The following is an 18,503-nucleotide window of genomic DNA, read 5'->3' on the forward strand; positions in this document are numbered from 1 at the left end:
CAGATAGATTCAGTTAAGCGATCGCCCCACACACTTGGCGCATCGTACTTAGAAGCTCTTCAGCCGTATAAGGCTTTTGCAAGAATCGATCCGCCTCTTTCGTTGCCGCCGTTTGCGATCGCGAAACAATGCCACTGATTGCAATCACTTTAACCTGTGAGTTAATTTCATACAGTCGATCGATTGTGGTTGCACCATCCATCACCGGCATCATCATATCCACCAGCACGACCTGGATATCCTTTTGATGCTGATGATAGAGAGCGATCGCTTCGCTACCGTTAGCTGCGGTTAACACTTGATAATGATACGCCTCTAACAAAGCCTTGCTGCTTTCTCGAATTGCCGCTTCATCATCCACAATCAGCACCAACTCTTCATGTCCGGACAAAATTTCTGCGGCTTGGGGTTCCTGAACATTCATTGCCATTACTGCGGGCAAAAATAGATCGAACTGCGTTCCCTGCCCTACCTTACTGTTGACGCTCACAAACCCACCGTGACCTTGGATAATTCCTAGCACCGTCGAAAGACCAAGACCTGTTCCTTTACCAATCTCTTTTGTCGTAAAAAACGGCTCAAAGATGCGATCGACGACCTCCGGAGGAATGCCTGTTCCGGTGTCGGCAACCGTGAGTTTTACAAACGAACCCACTCGCGCATCCAGATTTGCTTGGGCATACGCTTGATCAACTAATTGATTTTCAGCCGAAATGGTTAGTGTTCCGCCGTCTGGCATCGCATCACGGGCATTCACACAGAGGTTCATAAGCACCTGATGAAGCTGGGTTGCGTTACCCCCGATCGACCATAAGCTCCCGGCGATTTTGGTTTCGATCGTGATCGACTTTGGAAAGGTTTCCTGGGCAATCTGCTGTGTTTCAAGAATCAAAGGTTCTAATTGCAGTACGGCTTGTTCGCCCTCAACTCCGCGGGCAAACAATAGAACCTGCTTCACTAAAGCAGCTCCACGCTTCGCGTTCGTCTCCAACATCTTTAACAATCGCTGATTCCGTTCGTCCAGATGCGGAAACTTAAACTGTAACAATTGTGCGGTTGCTAGAATCGGTGTGAGAATGTTGTTGAGGTCATGCGCTAGACCGCTCGCTAAAGTTCCAATGCTTTCCATGCGCTGAACTCGCAAAAACTGCGCCTCTAGCTTCTTCTTCTCGGTGACATCGGTACTCACGACTAAGATTGATTTTGGCTGATCATCATCGCCGCGCACCAGCGACCAACGGCTCTCGACGGTGACAGTTTTGCCGCTCTTAGTGGTACGTTGCAGCTCGCCTGACCATTCTCCCTGCTCAAAGAGGATGCTCTGAGCCGCTCTAGGGGCAAACTCGGAGTTGGGAGAAAGCGATTCATGAGTTCGACCGACAATTTCCGCCGCACACCAGCCGTAGAGCCGCTCTGCACCCTTATTCCAGAATAAGATCCGTCCGTCTAAATCCTGAACTAAAATCGCATCGGTGGCAATATCCAGCAGTGCTGCTTGCTCTCGAATCTTTTGTTCGGCGCGTTTACGCTCGATCGCATATCGAATCGATCGCACCAGCACATCGCCCGTGACTTGATCTTTTACTAGATAATCCTGTGCGCCACTTTGCACCGCATGGTTCGCCAGAGTCTCATCATTCAACCCCGTGATCACTACAATCGGAGTGTTGCGATCGCGCTGATGCAATTGAATAAACGTCTCTAGTCCTTGGGCATCCGGTAAAGACAGATCGAGCAAAATGACATCAAAGCTCTGTGCCTGAAGCTGTTGTAAGCCCTGGCTTAATCGCTCAACCTGAATCAACTCAAATCGGGCTGAGCGCACCTCAACCAACAGCTCCTGCAATAACCGAGCATCGCCAGGATTGTCTTCGATCAGCAACACTTTAATCAAAGGGATATCTATCATTTTTATTCTGGTGGAAGTTTCACAGTGGTTAGCCAGAATGCCTCTATCGATCGAACCACTTTTATAAATTGTTCGAGGTCGATTGGTTTTGTAATGTAACAATTGGCGTGAAAGTCATAAGCGCGGAGAATATCTTCCTCGGCTTGAGAAGTGGTCAAGACAACAACTGGAATCCGTCTAAAGTCAGAACTGAGCTTTATTTCTTCTAGCACTTCTCGCCCGGATTTGCGCGGCAAATTTAAATCCAGCAAAATCAAATCCGGGCGAGGCACACGGGCGAATCTTCCTTGGTGGTGCAAAAAGTCGATCGCTTGCACCCCATCTTCAACCACGCTTAAACGGCTGAAGATTTTTCCTTCTTTCAAAACTTCTTCGGTGAGCCTGACATCGCCAGGGTTGTCTTCAATGAGCAAAATCTCGACTTGTCGATCAAGAGAGCTGTTCAAGGCGGGTGACTCCGTTCAAGGGTGGGATGCAATAGTAAAACAGAACGTTGAACCTTTTCCAGTCTGAGACTCTACCCATATTGTTCCACCATGCCGCTCAATAATTTTTTTACAAACTGCAAGTCCGATGCCTGTCCCTGGATATTCAGTGCGGTTGTGCAATCGCTGGAAAATCACAAAAATTCGCTCGGCGTACTGCGCTTCAATGCCGATGCCATTGTCCTGAACCCGAAACAGCCATTCTTCCGATCGCGGCTCGGCCGAAATCCGAATCATCGGAGCCTCAGCACAATGAAACTTCAACGCATTGCTGATCAAATTCTGAAAGAGCTGAATCATCTGAGTTCGATCCGCCCTCACTTCAGGCAGAGGATCGCAAGTCAGGGTTGCTCGATTGTCTTCGATCGCAAGTTTTAGATTGGCGATCGCTTGCTCGACACTTTCGTTGCAGTCCACTAGCTCAAACGGCTTACCCCGAGTTTGCACTCGTGAATACGCGAGCAAATCATTAATCAGCGTCTTCATCCGGGCTGCACCATCAACCGCATAGCTAATAAAGTCGTTAGCGCTTTCGTCTAATTGGTCTTTATAGCGCCGCTCCAACAATTGCAGATAGCTGGTGATCATTCTTAGCGGTTCTTGTAAGTCGTGAGAGGCAATGTAAGCGAATTGCTGCAAATCTGCGTTCGATCGCGCTAGTTCCTGCGAGTTGCGGGTTTCTTGCTCTAGAAGCTGTGCTTGATTCAACGCAATTCCGACTTGATCGGCAAGTTGCTGAAGCAATTCAGTTTCAAACTCTGTCCAGGTTCGCGGCGATCGACAGTGATGAGCAATCAGCAATCCCCAGAGTTCTGACTTAATCAAAATGGGCACAACTAACTTGGCTCGAACCTGGAACTGTTGCACAAATTCGATCAGGCATCCTGCCACCTTCTCCTGCTGATTCTTCACGTCCGAGATTTTGGCAATTCTGCCCTGGCGATATCGCTCCCGGTGGGTGAGTGGAAACACTTCTTCAGGAAACTTTCGTCCCAGTACGGGTGTCCAACCGGGTAAAACAGCTTCAGCCACTCCGCTGCCCGTTCCATCTGCCCACAAGCGATAGATTAAAACGCGATCGGTTTGCAAAAGTTCCTGCACCTCAGCGACTGCCGTTTGCATCACCTCATCGACATTGAGCGATTGGCGCACCTTTAGCGTGACATCCGCAAACAGCTGCGATCGTTGATACAGGCGATCGAGTTCTTGTTGTTTGCGATGGCGATCGCTGATGTCTTGAAAATACACTGAAATTCCATCTTTGGCTGGATAAGCATGAACCGCCATCCAGGCGTTCAAAGGAGCATAGAAGGCTTCAAACTTAACCGCAACTTGCTCAGTCCGAACCCGATGGTATTGCTGATAAAACTCGGCCCCCACAGCTTCAGGAAATTCGTCCCAGATGTTCTTGCCGATTAAGTCTTCTCGTTTTCTTTGCAACGTCAATTCTGCTTGACTATTGACATACGTGAAGTGCCAGTTTTGATCCAACGCAAAAAAGCTATCGGTAATGCTTTCGAGAATATTGTTGGCGCGGTTGCGTTGGGCTTCAGCTTCGGCTCTAGCGGCTTGTTCCTGTGCCATTCGCTCCCTGAGTTGCCGTGCCAGTTGCTGAAGCCGGAGGTGTGTTTGCACCCGGGCAAGAACTTCTTCTTGCTGAAAGGGTTTTGTAATGTAATCGACAGCCCCCAAGCTGAAGCCCTTCACTTTATCGATCGTTTCAGTCAGGGCTGACATAAAGATGACTGGAATTTCTGCGGTTGTATGATTTGCTTTTAGCTGGCGGCAGGTTTCAAAGCCATCCATCTCAGGCATGAGAATATCTAGCAAAATCAGATCGGGTCGCGCATAGTTTGCAATAGAGATTGCGCTTTCTCCATCTTCTGCAACTAAAATCCGGAGATTTGCATTGTTCAAAGACTCAAACAAAACTTCCAAATTGGTCAAAGTATCATCGACCACTAAAATTACGCCTGGCTCAGACATACTGCCTCGCTGATCAATCATTTATCAGAATGAGTTGATGAACTCTAAAATTTGTTTTCTCTTAAAGGATTTTGCCAGTTGGCGGAGATGAGTCGTAAACGCTGTAAACTCCGGACTTTGCTGCTCTAATTGCTCAGAGCGCTGTACGATCGCTTTTAAGTCGCCCATCATCGCGAGATTTTGTAGCATTGACAGTTCTGCGGCAGGTGGCGCAACCAATTCGGATTGCAAGCTCGGTTGAGGAGATGCTTCTTGAATCCAGTCTAGCTTGAGATGAGCTGATAGCTGCTCTAATAGCTCTATCTCACGAATCGGTTTCGATAAAAAGCCGTCACAGCCTACCTCTCGGCTTCTTTGTTGATCCATTGCAAACACACTAGCTGAAGTCGCAATAATCACGGTTTCATGCAGATTTTCAGACAGGCGAAGTTGGCGAGTCGTCTCAAACCCATCCATCCTAGGCATGACTAAATCAAGCAAGATCGCATCAGGGTGAAACTGTTGTGCTTTTTCTAGGGCATCTTGTCCGTCGATCGCTTCAATCACTTCAAATCCCAAGGGCTTCAGTAGATTGACTAAAACCTCGCGATTTTCTGCTTTGTCGTCTACCACAAGAATGGTTCGATCGCCCTTAAATCCACGAATCCGAGATTGTTCGATCGTGCCAGGTAAGTAACACACCTCCACTAAATCCAAGTCAAACCAAAAAACGCTGCCTTCTCCGGGTGTGCTGCGGACCTGAATCTCACTGCCCATCAACCGGATTAAATCCCGACTGATTGCAAGTCCAAGCCCCGTCCCTTCGGTTTGATGACGACGTTCACCCACCTGTTTAAACGGTTGAAAAATCTCCTGTAGCTGGGCTGGAGACATTCCGACTCCCGTATCTTCAACTTGAAATCGCACCTTTGTTGCCGCTTCAGCAGTCGGTTCAAATGCAGAAACATAGCCGACCTTAAAGGTGACGTGACCGCGATCGGTAAACTTCACCGCGTTGCCTAATAGGTTGATCAGAACTTGTCTGAGTCGTTTTTCATCAGCTCGAATCAACCTCGGTAACGGAGACTGAGTTTCATCGCGAAACGTAATTCCTTTTTGAGTGGCTCGGATGCCACAGATGGCAACAACTCCCTCTAACAGTTCAGATAAATAGAAATCGTTGCAGTGAAGCTCCATTTTTCGAGCTTCGATCCGCGACAAATCCAACACATCATTGATCAGCGTCAATAGATGTTCACCACAGCGATGAATAATGCGAATTCCATTCTTTTGGGACTCTGTGAAGCTTGTATCTTTGTTGAGAATCTGAGCAAAGCCGAGAATGCCATTTAATGGAGTGCGGAGTTCGTGGCTCATGTTGGCAAGAAATTCGCTCTTTGCCTGGTTTGCTGCTGCTGCCGCTCTTTCTGCTCGTTGGCGCTCACTCATTTCTTGCTGTAGATGAATGTTTTTGAACTGAAGTTCTCTAGTTCGCCGAATGACTTTGCCTTCGAGGGTGCGCTTTGCTTCTTCTAAATCCGCATAGAGTCGAGCATTTTCGATCGCAATCGCTGCTTGCGCCGCCAGCAATTGCAGCACTTCCAGCCGCTCTGGGGTAAATGCCGCGATCGTGAGATTGTTCTCTAGATATAGAACGCCTGTGAGCTTTCCTTGATGCAGAATTGGCGCACATAGAACGGATTTGGGCTGATGCTCCACAATGTAGGCATCTCTTGTAAATGCGCCCTGCACGGCAGCTTGATCGAGGACGATCGATTCACCAGTTCTCGCAACATAATTCACGATTGCGGCTGAATAAAGCTGCATTCCTTGCGATGCTGCGACTTGGAGCGATCCCGTCTTTTCGAGCAAGAGCAATCCAGATTCTGCCCCTGCATTCTCGATTACAAGCTGCATCAACTTCGTGAGCAAGCGATCGAGCACAATTTCACTCGAAAGCACCTGCGCTGCTTTCATCACGGTTGCCAAGTCTAACGTTTGATTCGGTTCAGAAGAGCGGGTGAAAAGCGTCGGGTACTGTTGTTCGAGTTGTCTGACTTTGGCGATCGCCCCCCAGCGCTGATATCCCTCATAAGCATCCCTTAGATAGGCTTGAGCAATTTTGTCTTTGTGAAGTGAGAAGTAGAATTCTGCGGCGCGTTCGTTGGCGATCGCGGCTTCGTGTAGATAGCCGTGTGTAATTGCACCAGAAATCGCTTGATCGTATCGCTCGATCGCTTCACTGCGATTTCCCAGGCATCTCGATCGCTCTGCTTCAACCAAATCGTACTTATGCTGAAAGTTCATCGGTGCGGCAGTTGCCCAAATCTTTAGCTTGGCTTGATTGCGGTTGACTTTCTCTAAATCAGGCTGAGCGATCGTCATCTGCACCAGAGAATCATAGAAATAAAACACAGGCACAACCAAAAATGCTTGCACTCCGTCTAGATAAGCTTCAGCCTGAGTTGCATATTCTAGAGCTTGCTGATGGCAGTTCAACAAGTAACAGAGCAGCAGCTTATTGAAATATAAATAATGCAGTCCGGTGCGATCGTTTGCCGCTTGTAGGAGCGGTAAAAACTCTTCTTCGTTGTACGCTTCACCGAGCAATCGACAAGAATGCGGTGTCGATTGCAGCAGATTCAGTACACTCTGTTCAAAGATACGATTCCAGCTTGAGGCGTTTTCCTGCTTGAGTTGCGTGAGTGCAGCGCTCACGGTTGCCAGTTCGGGGGCGAGCTGAGGCAGTTCTTCTCCGCTCAAATAAGCATATTGTCCTCGTTGCATCGCAGCATAACCACTATATTCTAAGTGTCCTTGTTCGACTCCACTGTGGTAGGTGTAAAGCAATAGCGGCAAGATGTCTCTGACATGGACTTTTCCGTGCATTGTACAGGCTCCAGCCACGAACCGAGTTTGAGCTTGCGGAGCTAAAGTGCCAAAGCGATCGAGCAATCTGAGCGCCAACTGTCCAAACTGGTAAGCCGACTCTGGATCATGAACAATTCCACTCAGAATGACCCCGTAACACACATAGCTATAAGCTGAAGACGAAGAATTTCCATATTGCAGCGATAAATTGACTTGCTCACAAATCACCACTGGAAACAGCATCGGTGCGGATTGATAAGTCGGAGAACCTAAACTGGCGAGCATTTGGATGGTCATTAACTGCTCTGGATCGCTCATTAACGGCAGATCGATGAGAGCTTCGATGTTTTTTCCAGCTAAGTTCGCGGCTGTGTTAGCGATCGTCTGCTGCACCTGTGCCGCAGTCGGTGAAATCGGGAATTCCACGCCTAATTGCGCCAAAGCTTGTAAGCCAATTTCCACGGCTTCAAGCTGCTTCATCTGCGCCATCCGCGCTTGAATTTTGATCTCATAAACTTTCATTTTGTCGGTCGCGCTGTTTGCCTGCTGCAAAACGATCGCCGCCCATTGCTCCATCTGTTCAAAGTCGCCTTGTAGATAAGCAACTTCGATCGAAGTTTCATACAGCTTCAGCGTGAAGTCATAGCGCTGAAGCCAACAATCACTGCTCAGTAAACTAATTCCAATCTTGAGATAACGCAGCGCAGATTCGTAGGCGATCGCAACTTTTGCTTTTTCACCTGCAATTAAATTTAGTTCTGCTAACTCATCCCGTTCTGCTTCTGAAGTCAGCAAGGCTCGACCCACATTGAGATGATTCACCAGTGAGAAAATCATTTCTTGGCGATCATCGGGAGATGTGTTTTGCAGTAGCAATCGACCGATTTTCAGATGCGTTGCTTCGCGTTCTGGTTCTGGAATCAGAGAATAAGCAGCTTGCTGCACCCGATCGTGCAAAAACTTATAGCCAATCTCTTTCTGAGCCGTATCGAGTCGATCGAAGACCAGTGGAGTTTTGTAAGACTCAGACAGGGGCAACACGAATCCCGCTTGCAGGGCTTCCCACAGATCTTGGGCGGTTTCCGGGATCGATCGCTGATAGATAATGGATAAAACATTGAGATTGAAAGTACTTCCAATACAAGCCGCTAACTTCAAAACCGATTGAGTGGTCTGTGAGAGTTTTTGCACTCGGCTGACCATCAACTCCACCACGTTCTCAGTCATATCGATGTCTTGAAGCTGATCGGGGTTCCATTCCCAGCAGCGCTGCTGAAAGTCAAATCTCAGGCGATCGTCTTGATGCAGCGATTTTAGCAATTGCGTCACAAAGAATGGATTCCCCTGCGTTTTACGCCATACCAGATCCGCTAACGGCTCAGCTAGATTTAATCCAGTGTGCAAAGTTTCAGCGATAAGTTGAGTAACCTGTGTTGGATTCAAGGGTTGCAGCACAATCTGATTGATCGTCGCTCCCGCTTGTCGAATCTGCTCTAAGGTCTGAATCAGAGGATGAGACAGACTGACTTCATTGTCTCGATAAGCCCCAATCAGCAGTAGTCCTTGATGCTCTGACGTATTAATGATGCGTTCAATCAGCTTCAGTGAGGATAAATCCGCCCACTGCAAATCATCCAGGAACACCACTAAAGGATGCTGTGGCTGACTAAAGACCTGAATAAACTGCTGAAAAACGCGATGAAATCGATTTTGGGATTGAACGGCATCGAGTGGAGGCGCAGGAGGCTGTTTTCCAATAATTCGCTCTACATCAGGAAACACATCAATGATGACTTGACCATTCACCCCGATCGCACTCAACAATCGCGATCTCCAGTCCGTTATCTCTCGATCGCTCTCAGTCAGAAGCTGCCGAATTAATTCCTGAAACGCCTGAATTAATGCAGCATAAGGAATACTACGCTTGAACTGATCAAACTTACCCGAAATAAAGTATCCCCTGCCGCGCGATGCGATCGACCGATGCACTTCGTTGACTAATGAAGATTTACCAACCCCAGAATAACCACCGACTAACAGCAGTTCGGTGTGACCCTTTGAAGCACCAACGCGATCGAATGCCGCCAACAATGCCTGAACTTCTAATTCCCGTCCATAAAGCTTTTGTGGAATTGAAAATTGACTGAATAAATCCAGTTCTCCAATTTTGAATTCAGCAATTTTGCCGACGGTTGAGAGCGATCGCCAACAGGTTTCTAAATCCGCTTGTAGCCCAAGCGCGCTCTGATATCGCTCTTCTGCGGTTTTCGCTAAAAGCTTCATCACAATGTCTGATACCACTGAAGGAATATCAGCATTGAGGATCGATGGAGAAACCGGATTTTTGGCGATGTGGCAATGAATGAGTTCTAGAGGATCAGTCGTTTCATAGGGCAACTGTCCGGTGAGCATTTGATAAAAGGTGACACCTAAGCTGTAGAAATCCGATCGATAGTCAATCGATCGATTCATTCTTCCGGTTTGCTCTGGTGCAATGTAGCTTAAATTGCCTTCAATGAGGGAAATTGTACGATCGGTTTTCTCCTCTTTTGAAAGACAAGAAGCAACACTAAAGTCAAAAATCTGAACTTCAAGCGAGTCAGGCTTGACCAGAATATTGTGGGGATTGAGATCTTTGTGAATAATTTTGTTCTGATGAAGCTGCACCAAGATAGCTGCAAGTTGAATCGCAAGCCGCAAAAAATGCTCTAAAGCTAAAGGCTGTTGTGCCAGAAAGGTATCAAGGGGCTGTCCTTGAAGGTCGGGTAAAACGATCGCGCATCCGCCGCGGTAATTTTCTAAAGCAAGGGGTTGAATCACTCCGGGAATGTTCAAGCCCTGAAGAATCTTATATTCGTGTTTTAAGCGGGTCAGCTCTTCAACTTTCGGATGGTCTGTCTTTGAAACTTTAAGTGCCACTCGATCAGAGGTTTGCGCGATAGCAGCACGATAGAGAATGGTGTAGGTGCCTTGATGCAGGACTTCTAGTAGCTTACAGTCCTCAATGTCCATAATGTTCTTTCAGTGCTGTTTTAACACTCTAAAACAGATGAAAGATAAATATTCTTAAATTGTACTTAAATTAATTTTGTGACATCTAGAAAATTTGTAATGTGTCAAAGCGGTAATGTCAGCACAAATTCTGTCCCTTTGTTTTTCTCGGTCTTCATCTGAATCGTTCCACGATGGTTGTCTACGATGATTTTTTGCACGATCGCTAAGCCTAATCCTGTGCCTTTACCGACTGCTTTTGTGGTGAATCGCTGGTGAAATATTTTCTCTTTAATCGTCTCTGGAATTCCAACGCCATTATCCGCGATCGAAACTTTTACCTGATCTTGCTCGATTGCCGTGCGAATAATAATCTGATTCGGATTAGCTTGGATCTGACTGTAGCTGCGTTCTCGATTCGATTCTTCGAGTGCGTCGATTGCATTCGCCAGCAGATTCATAAACACCTGATTCAGTTGTCCCGGAAAACATTGAATCATCGGCAGTTGACCGTACTCTGTAACCACCTGAATCTCTGGTCGCTGCGCATTTGCCTTGAGCCGATGCCGCAAAATTAAAAGGGTACTATCAATGCCTTCGTGCAGGTTAAACTGCTGCTTTTGATCGGTATCCGCGCGAGAAAACGTGCGAAGACTTCTACTAATTGCGGTAATGCGATCGCCGCTGTCTTGTAGCGTTCTAATCAGCTTTGGTAAATCCTCGCGCAGATAGTCTAGATCTTCCAGTGCCGCTTCGATTTCTGCTCCAGGCTCAGGAAATGTTTTGCAGTAGAGATCAATAACCTCAAACAATTCTGTGACTGAATTGTGAATCGCATTCACATTGCCAACAATACACGCGATCGGATTATTGATTTCGTGCGCCACTCCTGCAACCAGATTACCCAGGGCTGACATTTTTTCGTTTTGAATCAGTTGTAGCTGTGAGGCTTCGAGTGCTTCGGCTTTTTGGGCGACTTGCTCGGCTAAGTTCTGAGTCAGGCAATGCAACTGTAAATGGGTTCTAACTCGTGCTAAGACTTCTCTTTCGTGAAATGGTTTAGTGATGAAGTCTACGGCTCCAAGATCAAAAGATTTAACTTTGCTATCTGTATCAGCAAGCGCAGTCATGAAAATGATCGGAATGTCGTGAGTCCGAGAATTTGCCTTAATCCGACGGCAGGTTTCAAAGCCATCAATTCCTGGCATCATCACATCGAGCAAGATTAAGTCAGGTAAGCGACGTTCTAGCTGCTGAAGGGCACGATCACCGCTAGTGGCGATCGCAATATCAAATCCGGCATCGCTCAGTGCCTCTGAAATCACTTCTAAATTCGTCGGCGTATCATCAACAATCAAAATTAAACCTGTGAGGTCAGACATAGGATGATTATGGGAGAGATGATGGGAGATATTGCTGTATAAATGCTTCAATTTGCTCGCTCTGGAACTGTTTTGCAAGCTGGATCACCTGTTGCACAAAGGGCTGATAACGATCGTCTTGCTGCTGCAATTGTTCTGCGAGCCGAATGAGTTTTTTCAATCGTCCTTCTTGCGCGAGTTCTAGCCAGACTTGTAAATCAGCCGTAGGTGGGGCAAGTCGTTCGGTTAGTGAGGTTAGCGATTTTGGCTGAGATGCTTCGGATGTCCAGGTGAGATTGAGATGCTTTTTGAGCAAGCTTAATAATTCCTGAACTTGCACAGGCTTTGCGAGAAAGTCATCGCCGCCTGCCTCAAAGCTGCTTTGCTGCTCTGAGGGGGCAACGGAAGCAGAGGAAACAATCACCGTCAGCGATTTGAGTCGATCGTTCTGCCGAATCTGTTGCAACAGCGTAAAGCCATCCATCACGGGCATAGCTAAATCCGTGATGATCAAATCAGGAACGGCTTGAGAAAGTTGCACTAAGCCTGCTTGCCCATGTTCCGCTTCTGTCACCACAAATCCCAGAGGCTCTAATAAATGCAGCAGAACCGCACGATTTTCCCAGCGATCGTCGATCACCAGAATGTGTCGTCTTGCGCCCTCATAGCCAATAATATTGCCTGCTGTAGCGGTTTGCTGTTGGCTCCAGTCCAGAGCGATCGGAACTTTCACCTCGAAATAAAAATCGCTCCCCACGCCTAGCTGACTTTTGACGCGAATCTGTCCCCCCATAAGTTGCACAATCTGCTGACTGAGCGCGAGTCCAAGACCCGTTCCTTCGGTTTTGCGCTGTTGTTCCCCGACTTGCTCAAAGGCTTGAAAGAGCCGATTGATATGCTCTGGTGCAATCCCCACTCCGGTATCTGCAACAACGAATCGGAGTTGAACCGTTTGATCAGGTGCGGCTGCAATCTGACAGACGCTGAGAGTAACGCGACCTCGATCGGTGAACTTGATCGCATTTCCCACAAGATTGAGCAAAACTTGACGCAAGCGCTTTTCATCGACAGCAATTCCTACAGGCAGGTCAGGATCTGGCTCAAAATGAAACTGAATCGCTTTTTGCTCGGCTCGAACGCGACAAATTTCAACAATGCCCTGCAAAAAAGCGGGAAAGTGAATCGCTTGGGGGGACAGCTCTAGTTTGCGGGCTTCAATTTTAGATAGATCGAGGATGTCGTTGATTAACATCAGAAGATGAGAGCCGCACTGGTGAATGACGTTAATTCCATGGCGTTCTTTTTCAGGCAGTGCTCTCGATCGTCCTAAAATTTGCGCGTAACCGAGAATTCCGTTTAACGGCGTTCGCAGTTCGTGGCTCATATTGGCAAGAAATTCGCTTTTGGCTTGGTTTGCCTCGTCTGCCAGTTCTTTCGCCTGCTGAAGTTCGATCGTCCGTTCTGCCACGCGATCTTCGAGTTGGGTAAACGACATTTTAAGTTGTGCCGCCATTTGATTGAACGATCGCCCCAGAGCTTGAAGTTCGCTAATGCTTTTGATTTTGACGGTGCGATCGAGGTTTCCAGCCGCAATGGCTTCACTCGCGGCTTGCAGTTCTAGAATCGGGCGCGTAATCCAACGAGCCGTAAGAATACCGAGAACTGTGGTAATTGCCAAAGCGCCCAAACATAGTAGAACGGTGCTGCGAGTATTGGCGTTGATCTGCCCCATGAAATGGGATTCCGGCAGAGTCACCACGACAATCCAGTCCAAACCCCACTCATCGCGCCAGGGAGACACCTGCACAAACTGCCGTTCTCCTTGAAAGTCAAATTCTAGCTGCTGACTGGTTTGTAAGTTGCGAAGGCGATCGCCTAGATGTTGAGCGGTCGATCGGATTAACAGATCTGAACTTTCTGAGCCGCGTAATCGTCGGGGCTTGCCGTCTGTCACTGAGAAAACAGGCGATTGACCAGAGTTTGCTACCAGTAATCCATTACGCTCTAGGACAAAGATTTGACTGGCCTGACTGACGCGAATCTGATTGAGAAAGTCACCAATTTGCGAGAGGCGCTGTTCTACACCCAGGCTCCCCACAAACTTTCCTTGCTGGTCGTAAATTGGGCGACTTGTGGCGATCGCTAACGGATAGTTATTGGTTTCCCATTGATAGATTTCGCTCCAGCCCAGTTTTCCTGTAGTTGCACTCTTGGCGTACCATCCTTCTTTTTGAAATTGGTAATCCTTGACCGTCTCAAATCGTGCGATCGGCTTGCTTTGAGCGTCAGTTGAATAGTTATGTAAGTCAAGACTCCCGTACTTCTTTGGCAATACAACGCTGATATCTGGATTCCCGTTCTTGGGAATTGTGGCTTCGCGATAGTACCCGGACGCAACAAAATCACCCGAAGGAGCACCGTACAGAATGTAGCCGACGTTGTAGGTTTTGACTTGTTTGGCAAAGAAGCGGGCGAGACGATCGGGATCTTGCAGATTCAGCAGTTCGAGATCAATTTGTTCACCGTTAATTTGGGTGAGATAGCGTGTCTTCGAGGCATAACCATCAAGGTGCTGATTCGTCTGAACGCTCACTTTTTCCAGCATTTGCAGAGCTAATTCATGAACTGCTTTTTGTCCATTCGCTAACGAGACGTGTCCGGTCAGCCCTACTGCCGCAAAAATTTGTAGAACAAATGGCAGGATTAGCACTGTTCGTAGAGGAATGCGATGGTGGTTAGCTCGGAGAGACATGACAAGAAGTGGCTGGCAATGACGAAGATCACTCTTATCATTCCCCACTAGAAGAATTAGACGACAGCAAAGCACGATCGCTGAAGACTCAGAGGATTGTTTCTACGAACTATCTGATAGCTAAAGAAGCTACGACCAATTTTTCGTGCGATCAACTGCTTTTTGCCATTGCCTGAAGTCTACGTGAATGGCGGATGATTGGGGTTCAAACACGCGATCGATCACTCGTTGCTGAACTAATTGATCATAACTTTGCCAAAATCCTGCTGCCAGTCCTGCCGCAAATGCAACACCTAGAACGGTTGTATCTCGGATTGCAGGACGCTCGATCGCAATGCCCAATAAGTCCGCTTGAAGCTGCATCAGAAAGTTATTCTCACAAGCGCCGCCGTCCACCGATAACTTTTGCAGGAGGAGCGGGCTATGGGTTGTAATTTCGTCTACGACTTCTTTGACTTGAAATGCGATCGCTTCGAGTACCGCCCGAACTAAATGTTCTCGCCGCACTCCACCTGTAATCCCCAAAAATGCTCCCCGCGCACTCATATCCCAGTGCGGTGTCCCAAGTCCACTCAAGGCAGGCACAAAGTACACTCCGCCACTATCTGAAACCTGCTCGGCGATCGCTTCTGTTTCCTGAGCGGTCGCAATCAATCCCAAGCCATCTCGCAGCCACTGAATGCAAGCGCCACTGGTGAACATACTACCTTCAAGCGCATAGCCAATTTGATGGTTTTGTGTCCAAGCGATCGTCGAAATCAATTGCTGATCCGATCGCACAATTTCAGATCCCGTATGAGCCACCAGAAAGCTTCCGGTTCCGTAGGTGCATTTCATCAAACCGGGTCGATCGCAGCCTTGCCCAAACAATGCCGCTTGTTGATCTCCCAAAATTGCTGTAATCGGAATCTCAACACCGAGCAGATTTGTAATCCCAAATGTTCCTAAGCTGGGCTGAATTGAGGGAAGAATCTGTGCGGGAATGCCAAACAACTCCAGCAATCGATCATCCCATTCCAGCGTTTTTAAGTTCATTAATAAAGTGCGACTGGCGTTACTGTGATCAGTCGCGTGAACTTTACCGCCTGTGAGCTTCCACAAAATCCAAGTATCGATCGTTCCCGCCAGCACAGTGCTTAAATCAATTCGTTGCACCCGATCGAGTAACCATCTCAGCTTGGTTGCGGAAAAGTAAGCATCAATTACTAAGCCAGTACGATCGTAGATTTCCGCCGCCAATCCTTGATCGCGCAGTTGATTACAAAATTCAGCCGTCCGCCGATCTTGCCAAACGATCGCCCGATGTAGCGGTTTTCCAGTGTTCTTATCCCAAAGTAAACAGGTTTCGCGCTGAACCGTTAGCCCGATCGCGGCAATCTCAGACGGTTCGATTTGTGCCGTTTGAATTGCCGATCGAATAACTGACTGAGTTGCATTCCAAATCTCTTCGGCATCATGTTCTAGCCATCCTGGGTGCGGATAGTATTGCGTCAGTTCTAAATAAGCCTGTCCAGCAATGTTGCCAGAATGGTCAAATAAAAAGGCGCGATTGCCCGTCGTGCCCAGATCAAGTGCCAGAATGTATCGTGTGGTCATACATCGCGGTGAGGTCGTCTAACTCAGACAATAGCGCCCCTTGAAGCGGGTCGATCGTGACATTTTGTAGATATTGACTGAGAGCGATCGACCCACCCAACCCTAAATGATGCCGCGAATTTCCTCAACTATGCCATCGCGCAGCAGCACTTCAACATTCATCTTCTCAATCAAATTATCACCCGGCTCAATCCGAAACACGCTGCCGATTTGTCCCTGCTGCACTTCTTGATCAAGTTCCAACATTTGGATTTGCTGAAGCTGCTGTAGACTTTGATTTTTTTGCTCTAGCAACTCGCTTTTGCGCTGATTAAACTGCATCCGAATGTTTTCGCTCTGCTGCAACGCCTCCGGACTACCGGGCTGGAGCGTCTGCCGTTGAACTTCAGTCAGTACCTGCTGCATCTGCAAATCAAGCTGCTGCAACTGGCTATCAATCTGGTTCAATTGCGCCTGTAGAGTTTGCTGCGCTTCGTCTTTCCAGCGAGGAGTAACCACCGCTTTTATATTGACATTACGCTGCAACAACAGATGAGACTTAGAGATTTCCATACGGTGACTCAGAAATTGATCAAAAATTGAACGATGGGAATCGGGAGCTAGGTTGACTATATTAAACGCTATTAAACGCTTTAGCTCCCGACGATCGCGCTATAGCGAAAACATCTCGTTAATCATACCGTGGTAGCGCTCCATCACAACGTTGCGCCGAATTTTCAGCGTTTGCGTTAGAAAGCCGTTTTCGATCGAAAACGCTTCGCTCAACAAGCGGAAAACGCCAATGCGATCGTCCGGACGATATCCCGGACGCGCTTTTACCAGTCGCACTAATTCTTGCCGGAACAATTCTTGAACGGCTGGATCATTCAAATCCACGCTGCCGCCTTTCCACTGTTCTAGGGCTTCGAGGTTGGGCACAATCAGCGCACCCAGCATTTTCTGATCTTGTCCAACTAGCATGATCTGATCAATGTAAGCGCTCCGGAGGCAGGCATCTTCGATCGGCTGTGGTTCGATGTTCTCACCGTTGGTTAAGACGATCGTATCCTTCGCTCGTCCGGTGATGATCAAATCATTGTGCTGCGTCACCATGCCCAAATCTCCAGTATCAAACCAGCCTTGGGGGTCGATCGCTTTGGCGGTGGCTTCTGGGTTCTTGTAGTAGCCCTGCATAATTTGTGCGCCCCGCAGCAGAATTAAGCCGCGCTGCCCAACGGGTAAATCTTTGTGGGTTTCCGGGTCAACAATCCGGGTTTCGGTGCCGGGAAGCGGTTCGCCATCGGCTCCACGCACATTCCGCCACGGACGACGCGCATGGGTAATCGGAGCCGTTTCTGTCAGCCCGTAACCCCCTAAAATGGTGATGCCCACAATCTCGAAAAAGTCTTCTAAATGCTCTGCGATCGAGCCACCACCACTGACCACAAACTTCAAACAGCCGCCCGTACCTTGTCGAACTTTCTCGTAAACCAAGCGATCGCCTAATTTGTGAAACGGATAGCGGAGTGCGGCTTGCATTTTTGCGCTCAATTGTTCCGCACTCGACGGATTGAGGTTATCTAAGTTCAAATTCTCAACGGTGCGTTTCGCCAAAATATACTTTTGGCTCTGTCCTAAAAAGAACTTCACAAGCTTCTGTTTCTTGGCAGGCTGATCGCGGAACTGCTTCTGAATGCCTTCGTAAATCGATTCCCACAAACGCGGAACCCCAACCATATAGTGCGGCTGGTATTCTTTGATATCTTTCTTCACAAAGCGGATGTTGGTATAAATCTGAGTACAGCCGTTGGAGAACACAAAGTATTCAAAGGTGCGCTCATAACAATGCCAAATCGGAAGAATGCTTAACACACGCTCTCCGGGCTGCAACAGCGCCACATCATACGCACCGTTCACTTCATACAGCAAGTTGCCGTGGCTGAGCATCACGCCTTTTGGCATTCCTGATGTGCCCGACGTGTACATCAAGGTCGCTAAAGTGTTTCGGTCTTGCTGCACAGGCTGAATCGGATGAGTTTTACCAAGCTCAATCACTTCTGAAAACTTCAGCACTTTATAAGTGTCCGAACTTGCCGTTTCATCGGTCAGCAAAATCACAAATTGGATCGGAACTTCTGCCAGAATCGATCGCAGCTTTTTCAATAGTTCCGCATCTTGCAGCACTACTCCCACTGAGCCGCTATGCTCCAGAATGTAGCGTAACTCCAGCGGATCAGCCTGTGAACCCCGCACCACATCCACCGCACCCGATCGCATAATGCCTTGGTCGGCAATCAGCCAGCGCGGACAGTTATCCGAAAACAGCGCAATTCGGGCTGGAAGCTCATCGCTTGCATCGGTGTGAATGTCTAGCGCCTGAATCCCCGCCGCAAAAAGCTGCATCTGCTCATACAGTTGAGCATAGGTCAGCTTAACCTCTGGCTGACTATGCGGATCATGAACTGCCAAAACATCAGCAAATCGTTTGGCAGCGATCGACCAAAGTTCGGGGAGCGACTGCACATTACGATAAGGGGCTTGTTCAAACGGCACAGAGGGGTAGGCGCGGCTCATGAGCAAAACTCCTGTGGGAT

At 48.1% G+C, this 18,503-nt stretch carries 9 protein-coding genes; all 9 read right to left on the reverse strand.

Translation table 11 applies throughout. From position 1 onward, the window contains the following. Nucleotides 1–13 precede the first annotated feature (13 nt). On the reverse strand, nucleotides 14–1,909 hold the full coding sequence (locus H6F51_11615; GenBank protein ID MBD1823124.1) for a response regulator: 1,896 nt from the start codon (nucleotides 1,907–1,909) through the stop codon (nucleotides 14–16). A 2-nt stretch (nucleotides 1,910–1,911) separates the two neighbouring features. Continuing rightward, nucleotides 1,912–2,355 carry a response regulator gene (locus tag H6F51_11620; GenBank protein ID MBD1823125.1) on the reverse strand — a complete coding sequence of 148 codons (444 nt, stop codon included), beginning with the start codon at nucleotides 2,353–2,355 and terminating at the stop codon, nucleotides 1,912–1,914. 15 nt (nucleotides 2,356–2,370) lie between these two features. After that, complete coding sequence (locus H6F51_11625; GenBank protein MBD1823126.1) at nucleotides 2,371–4,401, reverse strand: response regulator; 2,031 nt, start codon at nucleotides 4,399–4,401, stop codon at nucleotides 2,371–2,373. A gap of 3 nt (nucleotides 4,402–4,404) precedes the next feature. Beyond that, nucleotides 4,405–10,242 carry an AAA family ATPase gene (locus tag H6F51_11630; protein MBD1823127.1) on the reverse strand — a complete coding sequence of 1,946 codons (5,838 nt, stop codon included), beginning with the start codon at nucleotides 10,240–10,242 and terminating at the stop codon, nucleotides 4,405–4,407. Nucleotides 10,243–10,346: 104 nt separating this feature from the next. Continuing rightward, entirely contained in the window at nucleotides 10,347–11,603 is a 1,257-nt protein-coding gene (locus tag H6F51_11635) for a response regulator (protein MBD1823128.1), read from the reverse strand. 7 nt (nucleotides 11,604–11,610) lie between these two features. Further along, nucleotides 11,611–14,334, reverse strand: a complete 2,724-nt coding sequence (locus H6F51_11640) for a response regulator (GenBank protein MBD1823129.1) — start codon at nucleotides 14,332–14,334, stop codon at nucleotides 11,611–11,613. Between the two features lie 129 nt (nucleotides 14,335–14,463). Then, on the reverse strand, nucleotides 14,464–15,930 hold the full coding sequence (gene glpK / locus H6F51_11645) for a glycerol kinase GlpK (protein MBD1823130.1): 1,467 nt from the start codon (nucleotides 15,928–15,930) through the stop codon (nucleotides 14,464–14,466). Nucleotides 15,931–16,032: 102 nt separating this feature from the next. Next, nucleotides 16,033–16,482: a YlqD family protein gene (locus tag H6F51_11650; GenBank protein MBD1823131.1), complete on the reverse strand. Its 450-nt coding sequence runs from the start codon at nucleotides 16,480–16,482 to the stop codon at nucleotides 16,033–16,035. 99 nt (nucleotides 16,483–16,581) lie between these two features. Further along, nucleotides 16,582–18,483 (reverse strand): AMP-binding protein, encoded by a 1,902-nt coding sequence (locus H6F51_11655; GenBank protein MBD1823132.1) that lies wholly within the window; start codon nucleotides 18,481–18,483, stop codon nucleotides 16,582–16,584. Between the last annotated feature and the right edge of the window lie 20 nt (nucleotides 18,484–18,503).

This window comes from Cyanobacteria bacterium FACHB-DQ100, assembly GCA_014695195.1.
Lineage (GTDB): Bacteria > Cyanobacteriota > Cyanobacteriia > Leptolyngbyales > Leptolyngbyaceae > Leptolyngbya.